Raw genomic sequence first — 19,657 nt, 5'->3', positions numbered from 1 at the left:
TGTTCAGGCGACGAGTTGACTAAAAACATCGGTTTGGTCCGGCGCTGCCAGCCGCCGAAATCTTTCAACGAGATCTGTGCAATCAACTTTTGAGTGCTGCCAGCTGGATTTGGGCTCTTGAACGATACGCGCCTGGGCTTCTGCGTAACCTGCGCGATCTAGCTGGCCGAACATCGTCATGAGCGCCACCGGCGTGGCCTCACCAAGAATCATGCCAAGATTTTTCTGTTGGAGAAACGACGCAGTCTGGGTTCCAGCCATGGCGATAGGAACTGCTCCGTGAAGGCAGCTCTCATAAAGCCTGTTGGGCAGAAGCCAATTTGAGTTTTGACCTGCCTCAAAGAAATCAATCGCCCACGAGAAATCCACGTCTTCATAGATCGCGCGCAGGTCCTCGGGATTTCTGTAGGGTCCGCAGAAGCGAATGAAGGGCTCGTTCTTAACAAAGCCTTCGAAATCTGCGAACTCGTTTAGCGATGGTCGGCCGCGCAAAATCACTTCAACCGCACCGTCCATCGCGCGGGTAAAGGATGCGAGCAGTTCAAGCGAGCGTCGGCACCGCAAGGCGCCGAACCAACCAATTCTCCACGGCCTGCCCTGTCGTACCACCACAGCCAAAGGGCCGGCTGCTGAGGGATAATAGACCTTGTTCTCGATGAGCATTACTGGTGCATCAATGATACGAAACGGCCTGAAGTAATTGTCCACGAATGCTGGAGACGAGGTAACAAGAACACGCGCTGGTCTTGCCAACAAACGTTCAACTGCGCGCAGTGTCGCTCCAACGGGGTCTTTTCTTAGAAGCAACCGGTGGATGTCGAGACTTTCATAGGCGATCGGAGTCTTCCATAAAAGTGAGGCACGGTTCGCCAAGGCAAGCATCTCGAGATTTCGGGCAAGAATCAAATCTGGTCGTTCAATGCGTCTGAACGAGCGTCCCAACGACAACATTGCTTTGCCGACAGCAATTATCCGTTGAGCGAATGCGCCGTTTCGGGTCGACCCAAGTTCGAATACGTTCTGAGCCCCAGTATCTCGCTCTGATCTATTGCCTCGCGAAAATCCCGCAAGGGTTACATTTGCACACCCAGCACGAAGCATTTCCACCCGCCGGTGAACCGCAGGATCGTCAAGATCGTGAACGAGGTAGAGAATGTGCAACTTTCGGTCCTTGTCGATTCTTTTCGTACAACGTCAATGCTGTTGGTCTACTGGAGTTTACAGGCGATGGATTCGGGAAACTGGCAGGGCTCGCCCAGGGCCGTATAAGCCACGCGTGTAAATTGTGCTGATACCGGCACTTCGGGTTTGGCAAAAGCGCCAAGCCAATCTGTCAGTGTGTCACTGGCCCAAAGGCTCAAATAGATTTTCTGAGGATGTCCCGGCAAGGCAGCTGGACTGGTGATTGTGTGAACCAGTTTTTGGTCAACATAATATCTGATACGGTCCTTCTCCCACACGAACGCAATGTCATGAAATTCCGTATCCGCCTTTCGGGGAAGATCTATGAGTTTCTCGTTTCCGCCTTTTCCGTCGACATAGGAGTTGAGTTGAACCTGCGACGTGTTCTTTCCTAAGAATTCAAAGTCTATTTCGTCCCAGGGTTGCTCATGAGCCGGCCCGATATAGGTGAAGAAACTGGTATTGAAACCCGAGCCGCCCGCAGAACGCACCCTGGCCTCGAAGGTGCCGTAACCGAACCGTGCGTTTGTCTGGATTTCTCCACAGACGTGCTGGCGTTCCTTGGTCTTTTTTTCTGCAAAGCCCAGGGTCAGCCCGCCTTCGTTTACCGCGACTTGTTCAGCTGACCAAATGCAGTTCTGATGATCACCATTGGTCCAGCCGTCCGACACATACCAGCGATTTGTATTGAGTTCGGTGAAGGTTTCAACGAAGGAAGAGCCTGGCTTTTCTGATGATGCTGCCGCGGTAGCAGCGAATGCGCACACGGCGGCGGAAAGCATAATATAACTGCCACGTAGATGCTTCATCACACGCTTTCTTCTTTCGAAAGTACGAACCTAAGATGTACTTCGCAAATCCGGGATTCGTTTCCCATGATTTCGAATAAGCGTTAGTGTAGTCTATACAGGAAAGATTGAGCTACCCGGCACGGTAATCAAATCGATTGAGATTCCATTGATCAAATTTAGTTAATTGCTATTTATTCGCCCATTTTCAAAAAGATATCTTACTTCACCCTCACGAGAAGAAGTACTGGAATTTCGCGACAATTTATCGAGCTTGTCCAAAAATATTGCCCTCGTCGTGCGGGCGAAACCCAGTGGATCAGCAAGGGCATCAAACACAGCCGCCGGCAGGCCATTGCGCGTTTTCATGTCGAGAAAGTTCCGATGAAGGTACTTTGCACGCGCATGCGAAGCATGTTCCCGTAATGCAAGGGCAATATCGCGAGGCAGATTAAGGTGCAACAATGCCTCTGAGGCCGCTGCGAGTTGTGCCAGATCCTCTGTCGAATGTTGGCCACTGAGCGAATCTGGCCGGATGACGGCGGCGTAGCCACAGTTGTTTGTCAGGTAAAAACATGCTCCGGCTGCCAAAGCGCGTGCATACAGATCATAATCTTCTCCAAGACGCATTCGTTCGTTGTAGCGAAGCTTATGTTTATCGAGAAATTCACGTCTGATAAGGGGCTTGAGGAAGCCGAGTTCTCCACGTCGCACGCCACGTTTGCTGATATTGCGTCGTGCAAACGTGGCAAGATCAAGCTGCCATATCAAACCATCGAACGCCGCTACCGCTCCAATGTCAAAATTATCGCCATCGCGTTCCTCAATGAATGCGATATTGTCGGCTATGATGTCCCAACCCTCGACCGGCATCAATTTTGAGAACCTGCCGTCGATAAAAAAATCATCCGCGTCAAGGATGCTGATGACAGGCGCCCTTGAGGAATCGAGAGCATGATTGCGAGCTGCCGCTGGACCCTTATTTACATCAAATCGTATGACTTTCAGACGTTTTGTCCCATCATCGCATTGATACGCAACTTGGGTCGTATCATCCTCGGACGCATCATCGATAATGATGACTTCTTCGACATAGGGATCGCGCAAGGCTGAATGAATGGCCCTTGCTATCGTTTGAGACGCATTACGCGCGGCAATCACAGTGCAGATTCCGTCTTCCATCTTAATGACGTCGCTCCGCTGAAATCGTCGTGGTGCAAGCCAACATCAGCGAGTGTGTTTCAATCGGGGGGCGTGAAGCACAGGGCTTGATTTACCCGAGCCATTGTCTTCTTCCGCATTTGATTGCGAAGAAGAACGGCGCCGGCGAATCTTGACCATCGCCACTATAATTAAAAAGTATCCAAGCTGGATGACAAACGCACAGATGAGAGTCTGGACAAGGGTGGTCCAGATGTTTTGGCTCAAAACGTAAGTCACGATTCCGAACAAGAGGAGCACCGCAATGAACCCGATCAAAAATCGCTGAAACTTCATTGCTCTGCTCCCTGGACCATAATCGGGTTCAAATCTCGGAAAACCGAAATCTGATCCGAAAACACAACAGCACCTAAACATTGCTTTCGTAAAATCAGGTTAAGATTAAAACCAGCATACTATTGAAATAATGGTTATTGCACAAGCCTTGCCACTCGCCTCGGCATGGACGCTGCCCGCCATTTGTTCTGTGTCAGGATAGCAACATTTACGTCCACACTGTGGAAATTCGGTCATTTAAATCGAATTGACTAGCGTCGTTTCCAACAAAGCGACGCGATGATTTCGAGCCAACCCGATGAAAATCGCCCCAATATAGATCAGCGAAAACTTAGAAAATATAATTAGACGTCGATGTAATCGTAGAGAACAAATTGAATTTACTCCCGCGTGGAGTAAGCTTAATTTCTTAATTTTACCAGATAATTTGAGGTTACAATCATTACTGCCTCTTAGATAAACTGTAATATACTTGCTCAATTTGAACTGTTAGTTTTCCCAAAAAGTCTTTATACTTATATCGATTTGTTTCACCTATAGATCGATACCGCTTAATTCGTTTTATTAGGTCTTGTGTGCGTTGCAACGTACGGCTTTTCTGTTAACGTTTTTTTAGTTTTACAGACTGATTTGGAGCAAAAAATGAAGCCTTCGGTAAAGTTGGCCGGTTCTCCGTTCTTCAACGATGCAGGCACCTCAGAAAACGCTGCCGTGGGCGGGTCTGTCAAACGGCTCTTTGACATCGTCGCGGGCGTGACGGGTTTGTTCTTGCTGGCTCCTCTCTTTGTCATGCTGGCGCTCCTCGTAAAGACCGGGGATGGCGGACCCATTTTTTATGGACACACGCGTATCGGTCGGGGTGGCAAACCATTTCGGTGTCTCAAGTTCCGAACGATGCGTGTCGATGCGCAGATTGTCCTTGAAACTTATCTTGCCGGGAACCCCGCAGCGTCGGCTGAATGGTATGCCAACCGAAAGCTTCAATGTGATCCGCGCGTTACCCATGTAGGGGCGGTTATGCGCAAATTGAGCTTGGATGAGCTTCCCCAGCTTATCAACATTCTTGCAGGACAAATGAGTATCGTGGGGCCGCGGCCAATCGTTTTAGAGGAACTCGAGTACTACGGAACGTGCGCTGCATTCTATTTGCGCTCGCGTCCTGGTTTGACCGGCGCTTGGCAGGTCAGCGGTCGCAACGACGTTTCTTACGACAAGCGCGTGGCGTTGGACAGATGCTATGTCGAGAACTGGTCGTTCGCCGGGGACATCGCCATCATAATAAAAACGATTCCAGCGGTGTGTACCGCCAAGGGATCGTATTAAGCGGTTGGAACGAGACGACTAAACAGGGAGCATTGTGCGTGTGGCCCCACAAGAACCAATACGCAGCAAATTTGGAGACGACGCGTGTACAGACTGATAGCAAGAGGAGTTGAACCATTTCTCAACAACCCGTGGCGGTATCTGCGCCCCACCTTCCGCGTCTTGGGTATGGGGGGAATGTGCGTTTTTGCAAGCATTGCATACGCGTCGGATTACACACTTGGCGCGTTGGATAAGGTGTCTGTGAAAGTCGCCCAATGGCAGACCGCGGAGGGTACGTTTCGTGAATGGCCAGCTATTACGTCTACCTATACGATAACGTCTTCGGGAAACCTGACGCTTCCATTTGCCGGATCTATTCCGGTATCCGGCAAGACTCCACACGACGCAGCTGAAGCCATCAGTCATTCATTGCAGCAGAAGCTCGGTTTGATTGACCTGCCGGAAACATCGGTCGAGATTGTCGAGTTTCGTCCAGTATATGTGTCCGGGGTTGTGCAGCTACCAGGAAAGTACATCTTTGAACCGGATATGACAGTGTTGAAAGCCGTCAGTTTGGCGGGCGGCATGCGACGGTCCGCAGACGAGGGACAGCGTTTTGAGCGCGATTTTTTCAACGCGGAGGGAAGCTACGCTGTCCTGATTGCTGAACGCAACCGATTGATCGCAACGCTTGCCCGTATCCAGGCGGAACTGCAAAATGAAAAAGAGATCACCGTTCCTGCGGAGATCGCGAAAGATCCCCAATCCGCCGCTTTGATTTCGGCTGAAAAAGAAATCATGGTGTCCAAACAGACCGGGGTGGATCTGCAATTGAGCGCTCTGCAAGAACTCAAAGCTCTGTACGAGGCCGAAATCATCTCGCTCGAAAAAAAGATGGTCGTCCAAAACAGACAGCTCAACCTTGCCAAAGATGAACTACAGAGCATCGGCGGCCTGGCCGACAAGGGCCTCGTGGTGAATTCACGGCTCATGGACCTGAAGACAACGGTTGCGGATATGGAGGGCAAGCTTCTTGATCTCGACACTGCCTCGCTGCGGGCAAAGCAGGAAGTTAACAAAGCGACCCGTGACGCCTCCGATCTTGCCAATACGCGTAAAGCAGCGCTGACGGTGGAAAACCGTACCACCCAGGCAGCACTAGACGAAAATACGCTGAAGCTGGTCATGTACAAAAAGCTCATGGCGGAAGCTCTAGTCAGTGCACCCGAGTCTGCCGCAATAGCAGCGGGCGTTGCGGCACCCTTGCTGAACTATACAATCGTTCGCGCGGAAAATGGCAAGGTCACTGAAATTGCGGCCGAAGAAAACACACTGCTCATGCCTGGAGATATGGTAAAAGTCACTGTTTCTCGAAATCCCGCATAATCAGCGGCCTCTGCCCGAGACAGTGTTATGCGCAAGTCCACTTTCATAGATCCCGAACGCAACCAGAAGTATGCTACTGCGGCAACGGCAGCGTCGGTTTTCGTGTTTGCCTATTCCATAATCTTCGGATTTCTCTCGATCCTGGTTTTCTATGCATTATGGCTGCCATTGGTTTTTCTTGATTACCGCAAAGTGCTGGGAAACTATGTCCGCTTTTACTGGATATTTTCCTTTGTCACACTGGCCATTTTATCGTTTGCCTGGTCAGCGGCACCTCCCGTCACCATTCGGGCAGGCATCCAGTACGCCACAACGATCATATGTGCATTGATTGCTTCTCGCACGGTCAGCACCTCCAGTTTCATGCGCGGCATGACGATCGGCGTGGCTGTTGTGCTGATCTATTCGCTGGTTTTCGGCGAATTCCAATATGATGAGCTGGATGGCACCTATGATTTTGTCGGAGCGTTCTCATCCAAGAACCAGCTCGGTTTTTTTGCTTCTCTTGGCGTCTACTTCGCTTTTAGCAGTTTCGTGATAATGCGCTCATCACGAACCTGGAGAGTATTTTCCCTTCTTGCCGGCACACTCGCTGTCTACTGCCTGTTATACTCAAGTTCTGCAACGTCGATCATAGCGACAGTCGCCACTATTATGATCAGCTTGACTCTGGGCTTTGCACTTCTGTTCCCACCGCGTTACAGGAAGGTCTTTTTCTCTGTATTGTTGATTGTTGCAATTGCAGGTGCTGGAATCGCTTTAAACAGTGGCGTTCTCGATGTAATTCTTGGTGCATTCGGCAAAGATACGACGCTGACTGGTCGCACCTATCTGTGGCAGGAAGGATTAAAAGCTTTTCAATCCTCCCCTTGGCTGGGCATGGGGTACCAGGCATATTGGGTGCAGGGTTTTTCCGAAGCTGAAAGGTTGTGGGATGAATTTTACATTGCCACCCGAAGCGGATTTCATTTTCACAACACCTACATCGAGGTTCTTGTCGAGCTCGGATACGCCGGTCTGGTGCTCATTATAGCGATCCTGGCCATCGTGGTCTTCGGCAATTTAGGCCGCCTGCTGGATTATCCGCAGGCCCAGAGCGCGCACCTTTTGTTCGGCGTATCGGTTCTGTTGCTTATACGGTCATTTTTCGAAATCGACTTTATCCAGCCTTACACAATCGGATCGTTCCTGCTTTACTATCTTGCCGGACAAATCGCGATCAAACGCCATGCGGATCGTCCAGTGAATTCCTTGCCGCAAGCCGCCTATCACGACGGACTGCGGTATTCGCGAAGGTGAACTCGAATGGTAATTGATGAGGTGACTAATATTGGTGTTTATGTCCTCTCTCTCAAGAATTCAACGCAGCGGCGTGAGACTATCACGGCTATGTTCTCAAAAATGGGCTATCGTCATTGGGAATTCTTCGAGCCCCTGACTGCCGACAGACTTCCAATTGCCTACGAAGCCGATGTTGCTTTTCGAGCTCGTCGCTCTGTGCTTTCACCGGGCGAGGTCAGCTGCGCTGCAAGCCATATTGCCATGCTGCAACAGTTTTTAGACAGTAATCTTCAGAACATACTTATTATGGAAGACGACGTTCAGTTCGATCCATTTTTCAATATTCACGGTTTGGCCGAGGTGATGAACAAGCTGGAGCTTCACTACCTTAAACTCTATGCCCGCTATTTTGTGCCTTCCCGGTATATAAGCAGCATTGGCAGATATACGTTTTATCGTGGTTCCTGGCCTCTTCTGGGTACCCAGGCTTACGTCTTGTCAAGGATCGGTGCCACACAATTGTTGCAACATTTGATGTCCCTTGGCGCACTCAATCGACCTATTGACGATTTGATCGACAGATTCTGGTGTACCAGGCTACCGATAACGTTCATCTATCCCTTCCCTGTCATGGAGCTCGGTTACAGCACCACCATTCATGGTTCGGCCAACAGGGATACCATCGCCCGCGAGAATTTAAACCTTGAAAAATTGGTCACCCGACGCCAAAAATTGGACTTCGCGGTGTCAAACATATCGGAAAAGTTACGTCGACGTTCCTCGGACAGAAAGTTTAAGGCTTTTGACAGGGCTTTAATGCAGCGAATCCAAGGTAAGGAAAAAACCATCTCCAGATGTCTGGACCTGGGTTAGGTGTCGTCTTTTACGGCTGTCGTATTTCCGATGGGCTAACCGGCCCGGCCGCGCAAAAGGTCGACGCGCTCGACCAGCCATCTCCTGTTGAAGAGTGCCAGCCAGCCGAAATATATGGCGCCTCCAAGGGTAATGCAGGCAACGAGCCGAATTGCCGGATGCCACAAGGCCAGTTCCATACGAACATACGTCGTTACAAGTGCCATCGCCCCGGCAGCAATTATTGCCGGCAACAATCCCGCGTAAGCTTCCCAATGCGGTAGCGAAAGCCGCCGATGGATAATTATGTTCCCGGCAATACCCATGACCAGAGCGGGTGCCGAAGTCCACAGGATCGCTTCTTGCGGGGAGACGCCCCTCGACAGCAGAAGAGCGACGATGCAGGCCGAAACTGAACAGACACTAAAAATCAGGGATGTTCTGTTCATATCCAGCGCATTCATCGCCAGTGTGTTGAACCAGACAAACGGAATTGATAGTGAAACAATCGATAGCGCGCGCATCAGCGATGCCACATCGGAATACCGTTCAGGCAAGATTAGATCCACGATGTCATTTGCCACCACGAACAGACCTGCGAACGCGGGCATCGCAAAAAAGGCAGCTGTTCTGACAATTGCGACATAGATTTCCCGTTCTTTTGCCTTATCGCCGCGCACACGCGTCATGAGCGGCAACCAAAGCGAATAGAGGGGGCTGATCAATGGTGCCTGGATAGATTCATTGATCCGGTCAGCCGCGCGCAGAAGACCAAGGACATGAGCGCTGTAGCGCAAACCGAAAACAAAGGTCGCGATCCTGTGCAATAGCAGGTTGAAGGCTCCAATTGCCCAAAGAGGGAAGAACCGTTTTGCTATCGCTGCGGCCACATTTCTGTCCGCTGCCAGACCCGGATGCCAGCGGGTATAACTGAATTCAAAGGCGACGATGACTGCCATCGAAACGCTGCGTTGGATAATGAGCGCCCATATTGCCCAATCGGAAAAAGCAAAAGCTATCCCTGCGCCACCGCCAACAATAGTGCTGATTATATTGCGCTGGGTCATGACCTTGAAGTTGAGATTTCTCATGATCAAGGCGTCCATCACGGACAACCATGGAACAAAAAGCACCAATATTCCGAAAACAGGCATGAATTGCGCGACCAACGGCTTGCCCTGCACGTTGGCAAGGTAAGGCGCTAGAACAATCAGGACTAACGCGAACACGACAGCCACTGCCATCAGACTGTAGAATGCTGAGTTCAAGCTTCTTGGCCGGAAATCATTTTCCTGGATGATCGCATCCATGCCCGCCGTCCGGCCCTCATTCATGAGAATGTCTGCCAGAACAGCCGAGAGTGCTACAAGTCCAAATATTTCCGGCGATATTCTCCCCGCTATAATCAGGAAAATCAGGAAACCGGCGACTTGCGTGGTCAGCATGTTCAATGCGTTCCACACCATGCTGTTATGCAGTGACTTACCTATGGTAATGTCAGTCATCGCCCCTTAATTCCTCAGGTCCGGATGCCGGACTTTCATTGGGTTACTTGCACGTTTTTCAGGCGCAAGCGCCGCATTCAGTTTGCAATCATATCTATGAATTCAGCTTACCAGTAATGGACTGGGGCGGTGCGAAACCGGCTTGGCAGTGAGTGCGTAAACTGAATTTTCGCAGCAGCCAGTCAAGCAATGCATCAATGACAAGCATGGGTCCAAAATCAAACCCCCCACGCTTTAAAGCAGAGATATGGCTTTTGATGTCCGCAATACCTGCATCCTTCCACCACCACAACATGATCTGGCGTACATAGATACGGCGGAAATGAACGAGCGTTTCCCTGTATTGAGCAGAAAGCGCTGTTTGTCCGTACTTTAGCAAAAGATCAAAGTGATCTCTGGTATTGGAGTGGGTATTGGGGCCATAGACGAGATTGGAAACTGAATCGGGGTGCGCCCGTGTAAACCCAAGACTTTCGTGAACAAACCCGAATTTGGAACGCGTCAACAGATCAAATACCGTATCCATGTCAAATGCGCCGCCTATAATGGAGTGATCGAACAGAGGTGCGCGCTGTTCGACAATGCTACGACGCCACATCATCTGGATCGGCATAATCACGCCCCGGCCGGTCAGCGCCCTGGCCAAGGCCTCCGAACCATCAAAGATTTCACGCTGAACGGGCCAGCGAAAGTCCTTCAGATGGCCGTCATCGTAACTTCCTACAACGCCGATATTCTTGTCCTGCTCGGCGAGATTAACCATTTTCTCAATGGAAGTGGGGTAGATCGTGTCGTCGTCGCACAGTAACCGCACATACTCACTGTTATCTGGAACCAGAGAAAATGCCTTGTTCCAGTTCTCCCGCTGGGCGAGCGTGATTTCGTTGCGTGCGTATAAAATGGGAACCTTTCCTGCCCTGAAGCTATCAACGATAGCTGCCGTATTATCGCCGCTGTTGTTGTCGAGGACAACGTGGACCAGATTCGGCCAAGTTTGTTCCTGCACTGAGGCAAGGGTCTCGGCCAGATATCGGGAACCGTTATAAGTGGGAGTCACGACTGCCACCAGCGGCATCTTTTTCATGTGCATTCCTATCGATCAAACCACGAGGGCGATCTTACATTAACAAGTGGAAACGGCACCTTTGATCTTGCTCAGGCCCAAATTTTCCACGGGGCGCTGCCATCCGCCCACGACTTTTCCAGCACCGCTTTGTCACGCAAAGAATCCATGCTCTGCCAGTACCCCTGGTGCCAGTGCGAACCCAGTTTTCCACGCTCGATCACGCGCTCCATTGGCTGTTCTTCCCATACGGTCTCGTCACCATCAATGAGATCGAACACTTCCGGCTCACACACAAAAAAACCGCCATTGATCAGGCCGCCGTCTCCAGCAATTTTTTCCCGGAAAGCGTGTACCTTGGCTGAATCCTCCGACAGACCAAGCGCACCATACCGGCCCGGCTGGGTTACGGCCGTCAACGTAATCCAGTTATTACCCCGCTCATGCGTGCGTATGGATTCTGCAACATCGGTGTTGGAAACCCCATCGCCGTAGGTCAGCAGAAACCTTTCATTGCCAATTACTTCGCGGGCCCGTTTTAACCGGCCGCCTGTCATCGTATCCAATCCCGTATCGAGGACAGTAACCTTCCAGTTTTCAGCTTCCTTCTGCTTCCAACTGACGCTACCGCATGCAAGATCCACAGTGAAGTCGCTGTTAAGCATGAAATAATTCAAGAAATACGATTTGATAACTTCGGCTTTATATCCGGCAAGCACAACAAATTCTGTAAACCCATGATGCGCATAGATTTTCATTATATGCCAAATGATCGGGCGACCGCCAATCTCTACCATCGGCTTTGGCCGCGCTGTTGTTTCTTCCGTTAGCCTCGTACCGAAACCGCCTGCGAAAATGACAACTTTCATGGATTAGGCTCTTTCAAGTGGTTCGATGGAATTGTTGATTGAACTGTACGGGATATCTTGCCGAAATTGCTGCGTGGACGGGCGGGCGGCAGGAAACAGGGTGTCCTGCTCCTGACGAAGTGCGTGAACGAGGCTGTCTTCCGGTAACTCGACATCATCATAGGTGAGTGCCTCGTCAATGCCGACATCACGTTTCAGACGACAGTTTTCGGCAAGTCCCATGGGCAAAAGCCGCTGCTGCCGGCTAACATCGTAGTTCTCACCGGTACCATAGGTCAGGTATCCACCCATACCGTCAATAGTTTCACCCTTCTTGAGCGGGCGTTTTGCCATCGTTATGACGTCCATCGATGGCGCGTCAGTTGTGCCGATTATGACATCACGGCAAAGCGCCACACGCGCGACCGATATGCCAAACTCCAATACTGTCATGTGCCAGGCGGTGTAAAAACTGTAGAGAGGGCCTTTCCCCAGTTTGCCAAGATTGAGAAAAAAGGATTGATTGTCATCGCGAGCTTCGGCCAACACATAAATTCCGGGACTGGGACGAGTGCCTACGACATAGTCCACGATCCCCCCCAGCTCACGCAACTGCTCGATATCGTAGAAGTCCACCAGATCATCCACGTGACCAAGATGTTCGCGGCCGATCATTCCTCTTTGCGGAACCTTAAAGCCGAGGGCGTTGGCAACAATAGTCTGTTCAGCAGTCATTTTTGTGCCGTCGGCAAAGCTGGCAACCATACTGGGAGTTTGATTCCACTGCTTCGCAAAGGACTCTTGTGTCGTTGGATTGCGAAACCGGTCTTGAAGTCCTTTGATATTTCCGCACACCAAGGGCCGTAAACCCATTGCCTCCACGTGACGCACCAGATTCATCGTCACGCCAGGTTGATCACCGTCAGCCCCAGTAAATATCACCCCGGCCTTTTCGGCTTTGATGCGCAGCAAGGGCCCGACAGTCGCATCGAGTTCTACATTGAGCGAGACCACATCCTTCCTATTTGCAATGCATTCAGTCGTTACGTTCGCGCCATATTCGACGTGCCCAGTGGCTTCTAGAACGATGTCAATCTGTGCCGATCTCGCTATCAGCAAAGGATCGTCCGTAACAATGCGCTTGCCCTGTTCCAGTGCTGCGGAAAACGCAGCCTGACTCGACACAACAACGATATCGCCACGTTCGATACCAGCATCAACGAAGGCATTGATGGCGCGCGCGACATTTCGGTTGCAGATCGCAGCAATGCGAAGAACCGGCATATAGCGCTCGACATTGATCAATAGGCCGCGGCCCATGAATCCGATACCATACATTCCCACAACCACCGGACGCCCGGTAGCCATGCGCGCCTTGATAGCTCTATCGACGATAATCATACTGATACTCCAGTGGGAATGGGCGAACGGACGAGTTTGTCGGAACGCAACAGATCCGTACCGTGAAATGCTGGATCAAAATCGGGCCAGGACCGATCCTTCACGGATACTTCGACGGGCGTCCGCGGCCAATCAATGGCGAACACGGGGTCATTCCATCGCAAGCCGCGTTCCGCGCTTGGCGCGTAACGGTTGCTCACAAGATACAATGCTTCTGTATTGGCACTAAGAGTTATAAAGCCGTGTGCGAAACCGCGCGGGACATAGAGCATTGTACGATTTTCTTCACTCAGTTCAGCGCCGTACCACTTGCGATAGGTCGGTGAGTCTGGACGCAGATCGATAATGCAATCCCACAGTGCACCTTTGATGCAGCGCACGACCTTTACCTCGGCAAATGGTGAAAGTTGGTAGTGCATTCCGCGCAGCGTTCCGGCTTCAACGCTCAGGGACGTGTTGATCTGAACAAAGTCTGTCTCCAGCCCCTTTTGCGAAAACTCATCTTGGCAAAAAAATCTCGCAAAAAAACCCCGCTCATCGCCCTTCTTTTCCAGATCAATAAGCCACGCACCGGTTAGTCCTATATCTCGAAATATCATCTGTATTCCTGTGCGATGAACGCGGGATTGTTCGCAATTCGGACCAGTTTTTGGATTCCAGTGCGAAGGTTATGAAACTCTATGCGGCAGCAACGGAAATTTCAGATTGCGCGCGAGGCGACCCAGCCGTAATCCAGCGGAGGTCTGGCCCAAGGCGTCCTTGCTCCAGATGGTTTCCAAGAACATTAAATCGAATGAGGGAAGCGGGACGGTCAGCCGGACTGTTAAAGCTGGCTGCAGTCAATCCATCACGCAGATTCTCTATAGCTTCCTTGAGCATGACCTGAGGCTGATGATCGGGAGCCAGACTTCTATAGAGGGAAAAATCCACTCGATATGAACGTTTATCCGGTTGCGCATTTTTATTGATGTCGACACTCACGCCAGGCATTGCCTGTTGCACAGCGGCAGCCAGTTCGTGGACCTGATAATTCCACACTTCTGAACCCGCATTGACCGCCAGGAACTGCCCGTGTTCGGGTGATCGTATAATCGCCCATTCAATTGCGCGGGCCATGTCTTCGATGTGGATCAGCGGTCGCCAGGGCGTGCCGTCACTCATAACAGATATACGTCCGGTGTTGAGCGCGGATGCCACAAAATCATTGAGAACGAGATCAAGGCGCGTGCGGCTTGAAAAACCGCACGCTGTCGCAAACCGCAATGCTGTAACGACCATGCCGCTATGGGCGCTGATTTTTTGCAAACCTGTCTCCGCACCCACTTTCGATCGCGCATAGGCGGTGAGCGGGTTCAGTTGATCTCCCTCGGTTCTAGCACCACCTTCGGCATATCCATACATTGAGCAACTGGAGGCGAAAATAAAACGCTTAACGTTGTTCTCAGACGCAAGCTTGGCCACGCGGACCGTCGCATTCTGATTGATTTCTTCAGTGACCTGTTCGAAGCGTGAGCCCATCGGATCGTTCGACACCGCGGCAAGGTGGACGACGGCATCGACGCCCTCGAAAATAGCGCTGGTCAAATCTCTAACGTCAGCAAATATCTGCTCATCTATAACGGTTTCAGGGAAAGCATTTGTCGTGAGACAGTGAGCAAACAGACCGCTGTCGACCCCGACTATTGTGGCATGTGGGAATGTTTGACGCAGATGCTGGGCGACAACGGGGCCGATATAGCCCATGTTACCAGTGATAAGAATTTTCATAGATTTTCCCCGTTATTCCAGCCCGCGAAGACTTTCCCTCTCCACGTAACGGCCATTGATTGTTGGCAAGCAGATTATGAAAAAATGTACGATGATTATTGAAGTTAAGACATTCAATACATGGAGTTAGATTTTACCTACTAAGGCGTAGGCCCACCGTTTAGACGTAACGCTGCCTTGCCAGTCGGCGAAAGCTAGGAGGCAGCACACTTGCGGACTACCAGCGGAATCTAGCTCTAATTAGAGGCTTCAATGACTACTCAATCAAGATAAACTAAACCTATAATAACAAATGGAGGGACATTGATGAGCACGCGGCCGGTCGTATTGATTTCTATAAGGCACTCCCCTCGAGGTGCACGATTTGACGCATTCGAGACGTATGAGGAGGCTCTGAGCGCCTTGAAAGAAGAGAGCTACGACTTAGTTCGCATCGGGAACAGTCCGTTGATGCCAGTGACTCAATTTCTGGGAACCGGCTCGGTTCCCGCAGCTAGTCCGGCCGGTTGACGCCCACACCATCGTCTCTTTAGACAGAAGCGAGTGATTGCGCCACCAGTCGCAATGGCCGATGCGAGGCCCGCGATCGCCGCGGCCAAGCGCCTCCGTGTGTTTCAGCCGCGCGTTCAAAATGGCGGCAGAAACGAGTGGAAATGGAAGTGCGCTACCGGCAGGCACGATTTAACTGTTCAAGGGAGCTATCGGGGTCGCCCTCATGCCCGTATAGACAGTTGTTAGAAGATGGAATGCTTGCGGACCGTGCGGCTCGAGCCGTCTTTGTGTGAGAACAACATTGTGTTGTATCCAGCCTTCCAGTCCTACCTGCTGGCCCACCTATCGACGCAATATCCTGCACGCGGACCCTGTCTCCAGACAGGGCCCTTGTGTCGCAAGTCCTTGGATGGTGTGGCGATCAAAATTGATTGTTGTGAGCGGCTCGCACTCTTATGCCACTCTGCCAATCTCCATGGCATGCTCGACATGTCTCACGGGCGCTTGGTACCCCTTTAACGGTCCCGAGTAAGCCTCACGTTCCTTGTTGTTCCGATAAACAGCCGCGGCGTGAGTGCGGTTGTGAACCCGAAGCTTACGAATAAGGTTGTGTACGTGCACCTTTACCGTGTGTTCGGAAAGTTTGAGCCGGTCCGCGATGTTCTTGTTTTGCAATCCAAGCGAGATCAGGTCTAGAATTTGATGCTCTCGCGACGTCAACATCTTTACCTGATTGCTGATATCAGGTGAATTTTTGATTTGTTCGCCCAATTGGTTCTCCTGAACGCCAGCCCGGCCTGACGCATTTTCGGATGAACGAATAATTGCGGAAGGGCCATATTCGCCGCCATTGAGCAACAACCATATCACTGCCAGCCAAATATCAAGTTTGAGACTGAACGGCAGCAATCCCTGGATCAATTGATCATCAAAAAGATTGGCCAATTCATCCAAATGCGCCCCACTGTCATCAATCATCATCGTGATGGATGCATTTGGGAAGCGTTTCCTGCAGCGCGCAGTGCACTCGCTGAGGTTCGATACAAATCCGGTATTGACAAGGACGAGCCCGATTTCGTTATCGAAGGCTTCGATCTCTACGAACTTGCTGGAAAGATGAATGGTGATATTTGCAAATGTTCTTTCCAGGGAATGTACCAATCCTTGGAAAACTGCGCCCGCTTCGGCGTATATAAATATACCTTTCATGCTCCGGGGGTTACCTTCGATTTTTGAAATAGGATAAACATTGCCCGGCTTTATCTGCGGTATTTTTGCACTCATAATTGTCCCCTACACCGTTTCGACAGAAAAATTATTCCTCCCGGGTCTGCTTTAGTCTTCTAAAATGTTATGAATAATCTGGTTTATCTCTTCCAACTGGAGTCTTTTTGCCACCCCGTATGGATTAAAAAAGAATTAATAAATGTAACGTGACGCCGTCGTGACGCGACGCGCCGACCTTGTACGGATCATGCCGCATTCCGCTGAACTCGACGTCTGGCTCGTTGCACACGTTGACCTCTACAAGATGGCGAGGATTCAGGCGCTGATGAGCGCATTGGTTATGCAGTTCGCGCATTCTCGGGCATAGCAGGTTGATGCACTCACTGTCAGTGTTCGGCGTACGGCGCCCCCGCGAGGCAACTGCCCATGGACCGGACGGCCTCAACCTTCTCGTAGGCGTCGTCCGACTCTCCATCAGGAATTATACTTTTCAACCAGCAGCCTTCGAGCGCCAGGGTCATCAGGCGGTTGGTCGGACAAGCAATGCGACGTAACCTCGGGCCCTTTCTGCAAAGTCTTCCTCTCGCTCCGACTGTGGGTCGAGCTTTGTTATGTAAGCTTCCATCGCCAAAGTAATGCGGCCGCGCAATTCTGAATCTGCATCGCTTGCGTGTTCGACGAGGGCCCGAATAACTGCGCTAACCGCCAGTTTGTATGCACCGGCATCCATATCAAATTTGTCTTGCTTCTGCTCGTGCAATACCAATCCCTCCTCAGTAAATAGCTCGTCCATGCGCTTGCGCAGGTGAATTTAAATTATAGTGATGACGCCAGTTGGCACAGGTGCGGATTGGCGCTTATTCATGGCAGTTTCAACCCCGTCCAACGGGCGGCAAAAGCCAACATGTCGGCCGCTTCCTCGATCAATTTAGCGGTCGGCTTGCCTGTGCCATGGCCCGCACGGGTATCGACCCGGAGCAGCCGCGGCCGGGGGCCCGGATCGGCAGCCTGTAGTGCAGCGATATATTTAAAGCTGTGCGCCGGCACGACTCGATTGTCCGCGTCGGCTGTCGTCACCAGGATCGCTGGATACGGCTTGCCTGCCCTGACATTATGATAGGGAGAATAGGACAGCAGGTTGCGGAAATCGGCCTCACTGAGTGGACCGAAGCCTCTTGCTCTGATGCTGATTCGTGAAAAATCCGCCGGCACTGAATTTTCAGCAAAATTTCTGTCGCAAAAGTTGCGAACTCGCTCCGCGGTAAAATGCCAACGATCCGGCAAGGGCCTTACATATCCTCATCGCGCTGCCCAGAGAGCACCACGCCGAAAAATCGTCTGCATTTGCGGAACAGCAAATTCTTTAGCCTGATGTCCAAGAGCGGAATAGAAAACCTTACCCTCGCCGTACTTGCGCTTCCAAGCCACCGGCATCACCACACCGTCAATCCACCAGGCATGGTCTCCCGTGAAAGTAGTTGTTGCCAGCACCTCATTGGACGGATCAACATGCATGTAGTATTGCTCCGAGCTGTACGGAAAATCCTCGATGCCCTTCATGATAGGATCGTCAGGCCTTGTGATATTTACTTTGTAATCGATGATGTTGCCCGGATGGGCTACCCACTGACCGCCAACCATGAACTGGTAATCTACGCTGTCGCGAAAACTATCGCCAGCCCCGCCATGATAGCCAGCAAGCCCCACACCACTTTCAACCGCCGCCGTGAGGTTTTTCACTTCTTCCTTCTCGATCTTCGACATGGTCATAATCGGAACGATCAGGCTCAGATCATGAATGGACGGGTCCGCAAAGGCTTCGGTGCCATGTTCGACATAGACCTTGAAACCCTCCTGCTCCAGAATGTCCTTGACGATAACCGAACATTCTTCCGGTTCGTGCCCACTCCAGCCACCCCAGACAATCAGTGCTTCACGCATAGTTTTTTCTCCTCGCATTACCTTGCCAACTGGCCATCGACCAGAGATTCCGAAAGCGCTGCCGGACGCGCCGTCCGTGTGGTGATCGCGACAGTCTGACCACTACCGGCTGCAGTCTGGAATGCCTCCATGACTTCCAGAACATGCAACGCCAGATCACCATTTGCGCGGTGGGGACGTTTTGAACGAATGGCATGCGCCAGATCGGCGACGCCTATCGAACGGTAATTGCCATCGGCATAGGGCGATGACAGATCCTGCACTTCAAAAGCACCACCCTTTTTGAGCAGTTGCACCTCACCGCCAAAATGATTGGGGTCCGGCACGATCAACGTGCCTTCAGTACCATAGACCTCAAGTGGCAGGTGTTTATGCCCCGCCACATCGAAACTCATCCCGACCTGCACGACAGCACCGTTTTCAAATGCCATCACACCTGCAACGTGGGTTGCTACTTCAACGGGAATAAACTCGCCGTTCCTTGGTTCACTCGTGATCAGACGTTTCTTGCGTGGCGCTATTGCAAAACCCGCAACCTGCGCCACGGGACCAAGGAGATCGACAAGACCAGTGAGGTAATAAGGTCCCATGTCCAGCATCGGCCCGCCACCCACCTCATAATAGAAGTCCGGGTTTGGGTGCCAACGTTCATGGCCGGGGCACATGAAGGTTGCCGTGCCGCCAACCGGTTGCCCCAGAACACCCTGATCAACCAAGGTGCGCGCCGTTTGATGACCGCCACCCAGGAACGTGTCCGGTGCAGCCCCGACCCTCAAGCCTTTAGCCTTTGCGGCATCGGCAAGCTTTTTTCCCTCGGCGAAGTTGATTCCGAGAGGTTTTTCTGAATAGGCGTGCTTGCCAGCGTCCAGTATGCGAAGGCCGACCTCCACATGAGCCTTGGGGATGGTCAGGTTGACGATAATCTCGATATCTGGATCCGCTAGTAGATCAGTGATGCTGCGTGCAGAAACTCCAAATTCTGACGCCTTGGCCTCGGCAAGTGCATGGTTAAGGTCGGCAATCCCGCGAATATCAAGGATTGGGAAGGATGCCATCGCTTTGAGATAAGCTCCCGAAATATTGCCGCAACCGATGATCCCTATACCGACCTTGTCCATTCTT

Annotated in this window: 19 protein-coding genes; 4 read left to right on the top strand and 15 right to left on the bottom strand. The window is 51.5% G+C overall.

Annotated elements, in window-relative coordinates:
• Positions 1–3: 3 nt before the first annotated feature.
• From QFZ34_RS02715 to QFZ34_RS23285, 4 genes are all read right to left on the bottom strand, one after another.
• Positions 4–1,101 (bottom strand): glycosyltransferase family protein, encoded by a 1,098-nt coding sequence (locus QFZ34_RS02715; RefSeq protein WP_370878709.1) that lies wholly within the window; start codon positions 1,099–1,101, stop codon positions 4–6.
• A gap of 107 nt (positions 1,102–1,208) precedes the next feature.
• Complete coding sequence (exoK, locus tag QFZ34_RS02710; protein ID WP_307276594.1) at positions 1,209–1,991, bottom strand: endo-1,3-1,4-beta-glycanase ExoK; 783 nt, start codon at positions 1,989–1,991, stop codon at positions 1,209–1,211.
• A 162-nt stretch (positions 1,992–2,153) separates the two neighbouring features.
• Complete coding sequence (locus tag QFZ34_RS02705) at positions 2,154–3,152, bottom strand: glycosyltransferase family 2 protein (protein ID WP_307276592.1); 999 nt, start codon at positions 3,150–3,152, stop codon at positions 2,154–2,156.
• A gap of 45 nt (positions 3,153–3,197) precedes the next feature.
• On the bottom strand, positions 3,198–3,467 hold the full coding sequence (locus QFZ34_RS23285; RefSeq protein WP_370878674.1) for an exopolysaccharide production repressor protein: 270 nt from the start codon (positions 3,465–3,467) through the stop codon (positions 3,198–3,200).
• 642 nt (positions 3,468–4,109) lie between these two features.
• On the opposite strand from QFZ34_RS23285, the gene QFZ34_RS02700 reads away from it, so the two are divergent.
• The 4 genes from QFZ34_RS02700 to QFZ34_RS02685 all read left to right on the top strand — a co-directional run bounded on the left by QFZ34_RS02700 (position 4,110) and on the right by QFZ34_RS02685 (position 8,312).
• Positions 4,110–4,790 carry a sugar transferase gene (locus QFZ34_RS02700; protein WP_307276588.1) on the top strand — a complete coding sequence of 227 codons (681 nt, stop codon included), beginning with the start codon at positions 4,110–4,112 and terminating at the stop codon, positions 4,788–4,790.
• Between the two features lie 84 nt (positions 4,791–4,874).
• Positions 4,875–6,158, top strand: a complete 1,284-nt coding sequence (locus QFZ34_RS02695) for a polysaccharide biosynthesis/export family protein (RefSeq protein WP_307276583.1) — start codon at positions 4,875–4,877, stop codon at positions 6,156–6,158.
• 27 nt (positions 6,159–6,185) lie between these two features.
• Positions 6,186–7,457, top strand: coding sequence for an O-antigen ligase family protein (locus tag QFZ34_RS02690; protein WP_307276580.1), 1,272 nt, complete (start codon positions 6,186–6,188; stop codon positions 7,455–7,457).
• A 6-nt stretch (positions 7,458–7,463) separates the two neighbouring features.
• On the top strand, positions 7,464–8,312 hold the full coding sequence (locus tag QFZ34_RS02685; RefSeq protein ID WP_307276578.1) for a glycosyltransferase family 25 protein: 849 nt from the start codon (positions 7,464–7,466) through the stop codon (positions 8,310–8,312).
• Positions 8,313–8,347: 35 nt separating this feature from the next.
• Here the strand turns inward: QFZ34_RS02685 and QFZ34_RS02680 are convergent, their stop codons facing one another.
• From QFZ34_RS02680 to QFZ34_RS02630, 11 genes are all read right to left on the bottom strand, one after another.
• The gene (locus QFZ34_RS02680; RefSeq protein ID WP_307276575.1) at positions 8,348–9,796 is read right to left on the bottom strand and encodes an oligosaccharide flippase family protein; all 1,449 of its coding nucleotides are present in this window, start codon (positions 9,794–9,796) and stop codon (positions 8,348–8,350) included.
• Positions 9,797–9,890: 94 nt separating this feature from the next.
• A complete protein-coding gene (locus tag QFZ34_RS02675; protein ID WP_307276570.1) occupies positions 9,891–10,880 on the bottom strand; it encodes a glycosyltransferase family 2 protein in 990 nt (329 codons plus the stop codon).
• Positions 10,881–10,951: 71 nt separating this feature from the next.
• Entirely contained in the window at positions 10,952–11,728 is a 777-nt protein-coding gene (gene rfbF, locus QFZ34_RS02670; protein WP_307276567.1) for a glucose-1-phosphate cytidylyltransferase, read from the bottom strand.
• Between the two features lie 3 nt (positions 11,729–11,731).
• Positions 11,732–13,108 carry an NAD(P)H-dependent oxidoreductase gene (locus tag QFZ34_RS02665; RefSeq protein WP_307276564.1) on the bottom strand — a complete coding sequence of 459 codons (1,377 nt, stop codon included), beginning with the start codon at positions 13,106–13,108 and terminating at the stop codon, positions 11,732–11,734.
• Positions 13,105–13,707, bottom strand: a complete 603-nt coding sequence (gene rfbC / locus QFZ34_RS02660) for a dTDP-4-dehydrorhamnose 3,5-epimerase (RefSeq protein ID WP_307276561.1) — start codon at positions 13,705–13,707, stop codon at positions 13,105–13,107. Before rfbC ends, QFZ34_RS02665 begins: the two co-directional genes overlap by 4 nt.
• 79 nt (positions 13,708–13,786) lie before the next feature.
• Positions 13,787–14,875, bottom strand: a complete 1,089-nt coding sequence (locus QFZ34_RS02655) for an NAD-dependent epimerase/dehydratase family protein (protein ID WP_307276557.1) — start codon at positions 14,873–14,875, stop codon at positions 13,787–13,789.
• A gap of 945 nt (positions 14,876–15,820) precedes the next feature.
• Positions 15,821–16,651, bottom strand: coding sequence for a response regulator transcription factor (locus tag QFZ34_RS02650; RefSeq protein ID WP_307276554.1), 831 nt, complete (start codon positions 16,649–16,651; stop codon positions 15,821–15,823).
• Positions 16,652–17,114: 463 nt separating this feature from the next.
• Positions 17,115–17,387: a hypothetical protein gene (locus QFZ34_RS02645; protein ID WP_307276551.1), complete on the bottom strand. Its 273-nt coding sequence runs from the start codon at positions 17,385–17,387 to the stop codon at positions 17,115–17,117.
• 68 nt (positions 17,388–17,455) lie between these two features.
• On the bottom strand, positions 17,456–17,806 hold the full coding sequence (locus tag QFZ34_RS02640; protein WP_307276548.1) for a prolyl oligopeptidase family serine peptidase: 351 nt from the start codon (positions 17,804–17,806) through the stop codon (positions 17,456–17,458).
• Between the two features lie 87 nt (positions 17,807–17,893).
• Positions 17,894–18,535 (bottom strand): ThuA domain-containing protein, encoded by a 642-nt coding sequence (locus QFZ34_RS02635; protein WP_307276545.1) that lies wholly within the window; start codon positions 18,533–18,535, stop codon positions 17,894–17,896.
• A 17-nt stretch (positions 18,536–18,552) separates the two neighbouring features.
• Positions 18,553–19,653, bottom strand: a complete 1,101-nt coding sequence (locus tag QFZ34_RS02630) for a Gfo/Idh/MocA family protein (RefSeq protein ID WP_307276542.1) — start codon at positions 19,651–19,653, stop codon at positions 18,553–18,555.
• Positions 19,654–19,657 lie beyond the last annotated feature (4 nt).

Origin of the sequence: Phyllobacterium ifriqiyense, from assembly GCF_030817885.1 — a bacterium.
GTDB lineage: Bacteria > Pseudomonadota > Alphaproteobacteria > Rhizobiales > Rhizobiaceae > Phyllobacterium > Phyllobacterium ifriqiyense.
The sequence above is the reverse complement of the archived record's forward strand: the minus strand, read 5'-3'. Positions and strand labels throughout refer to the sequence as shown.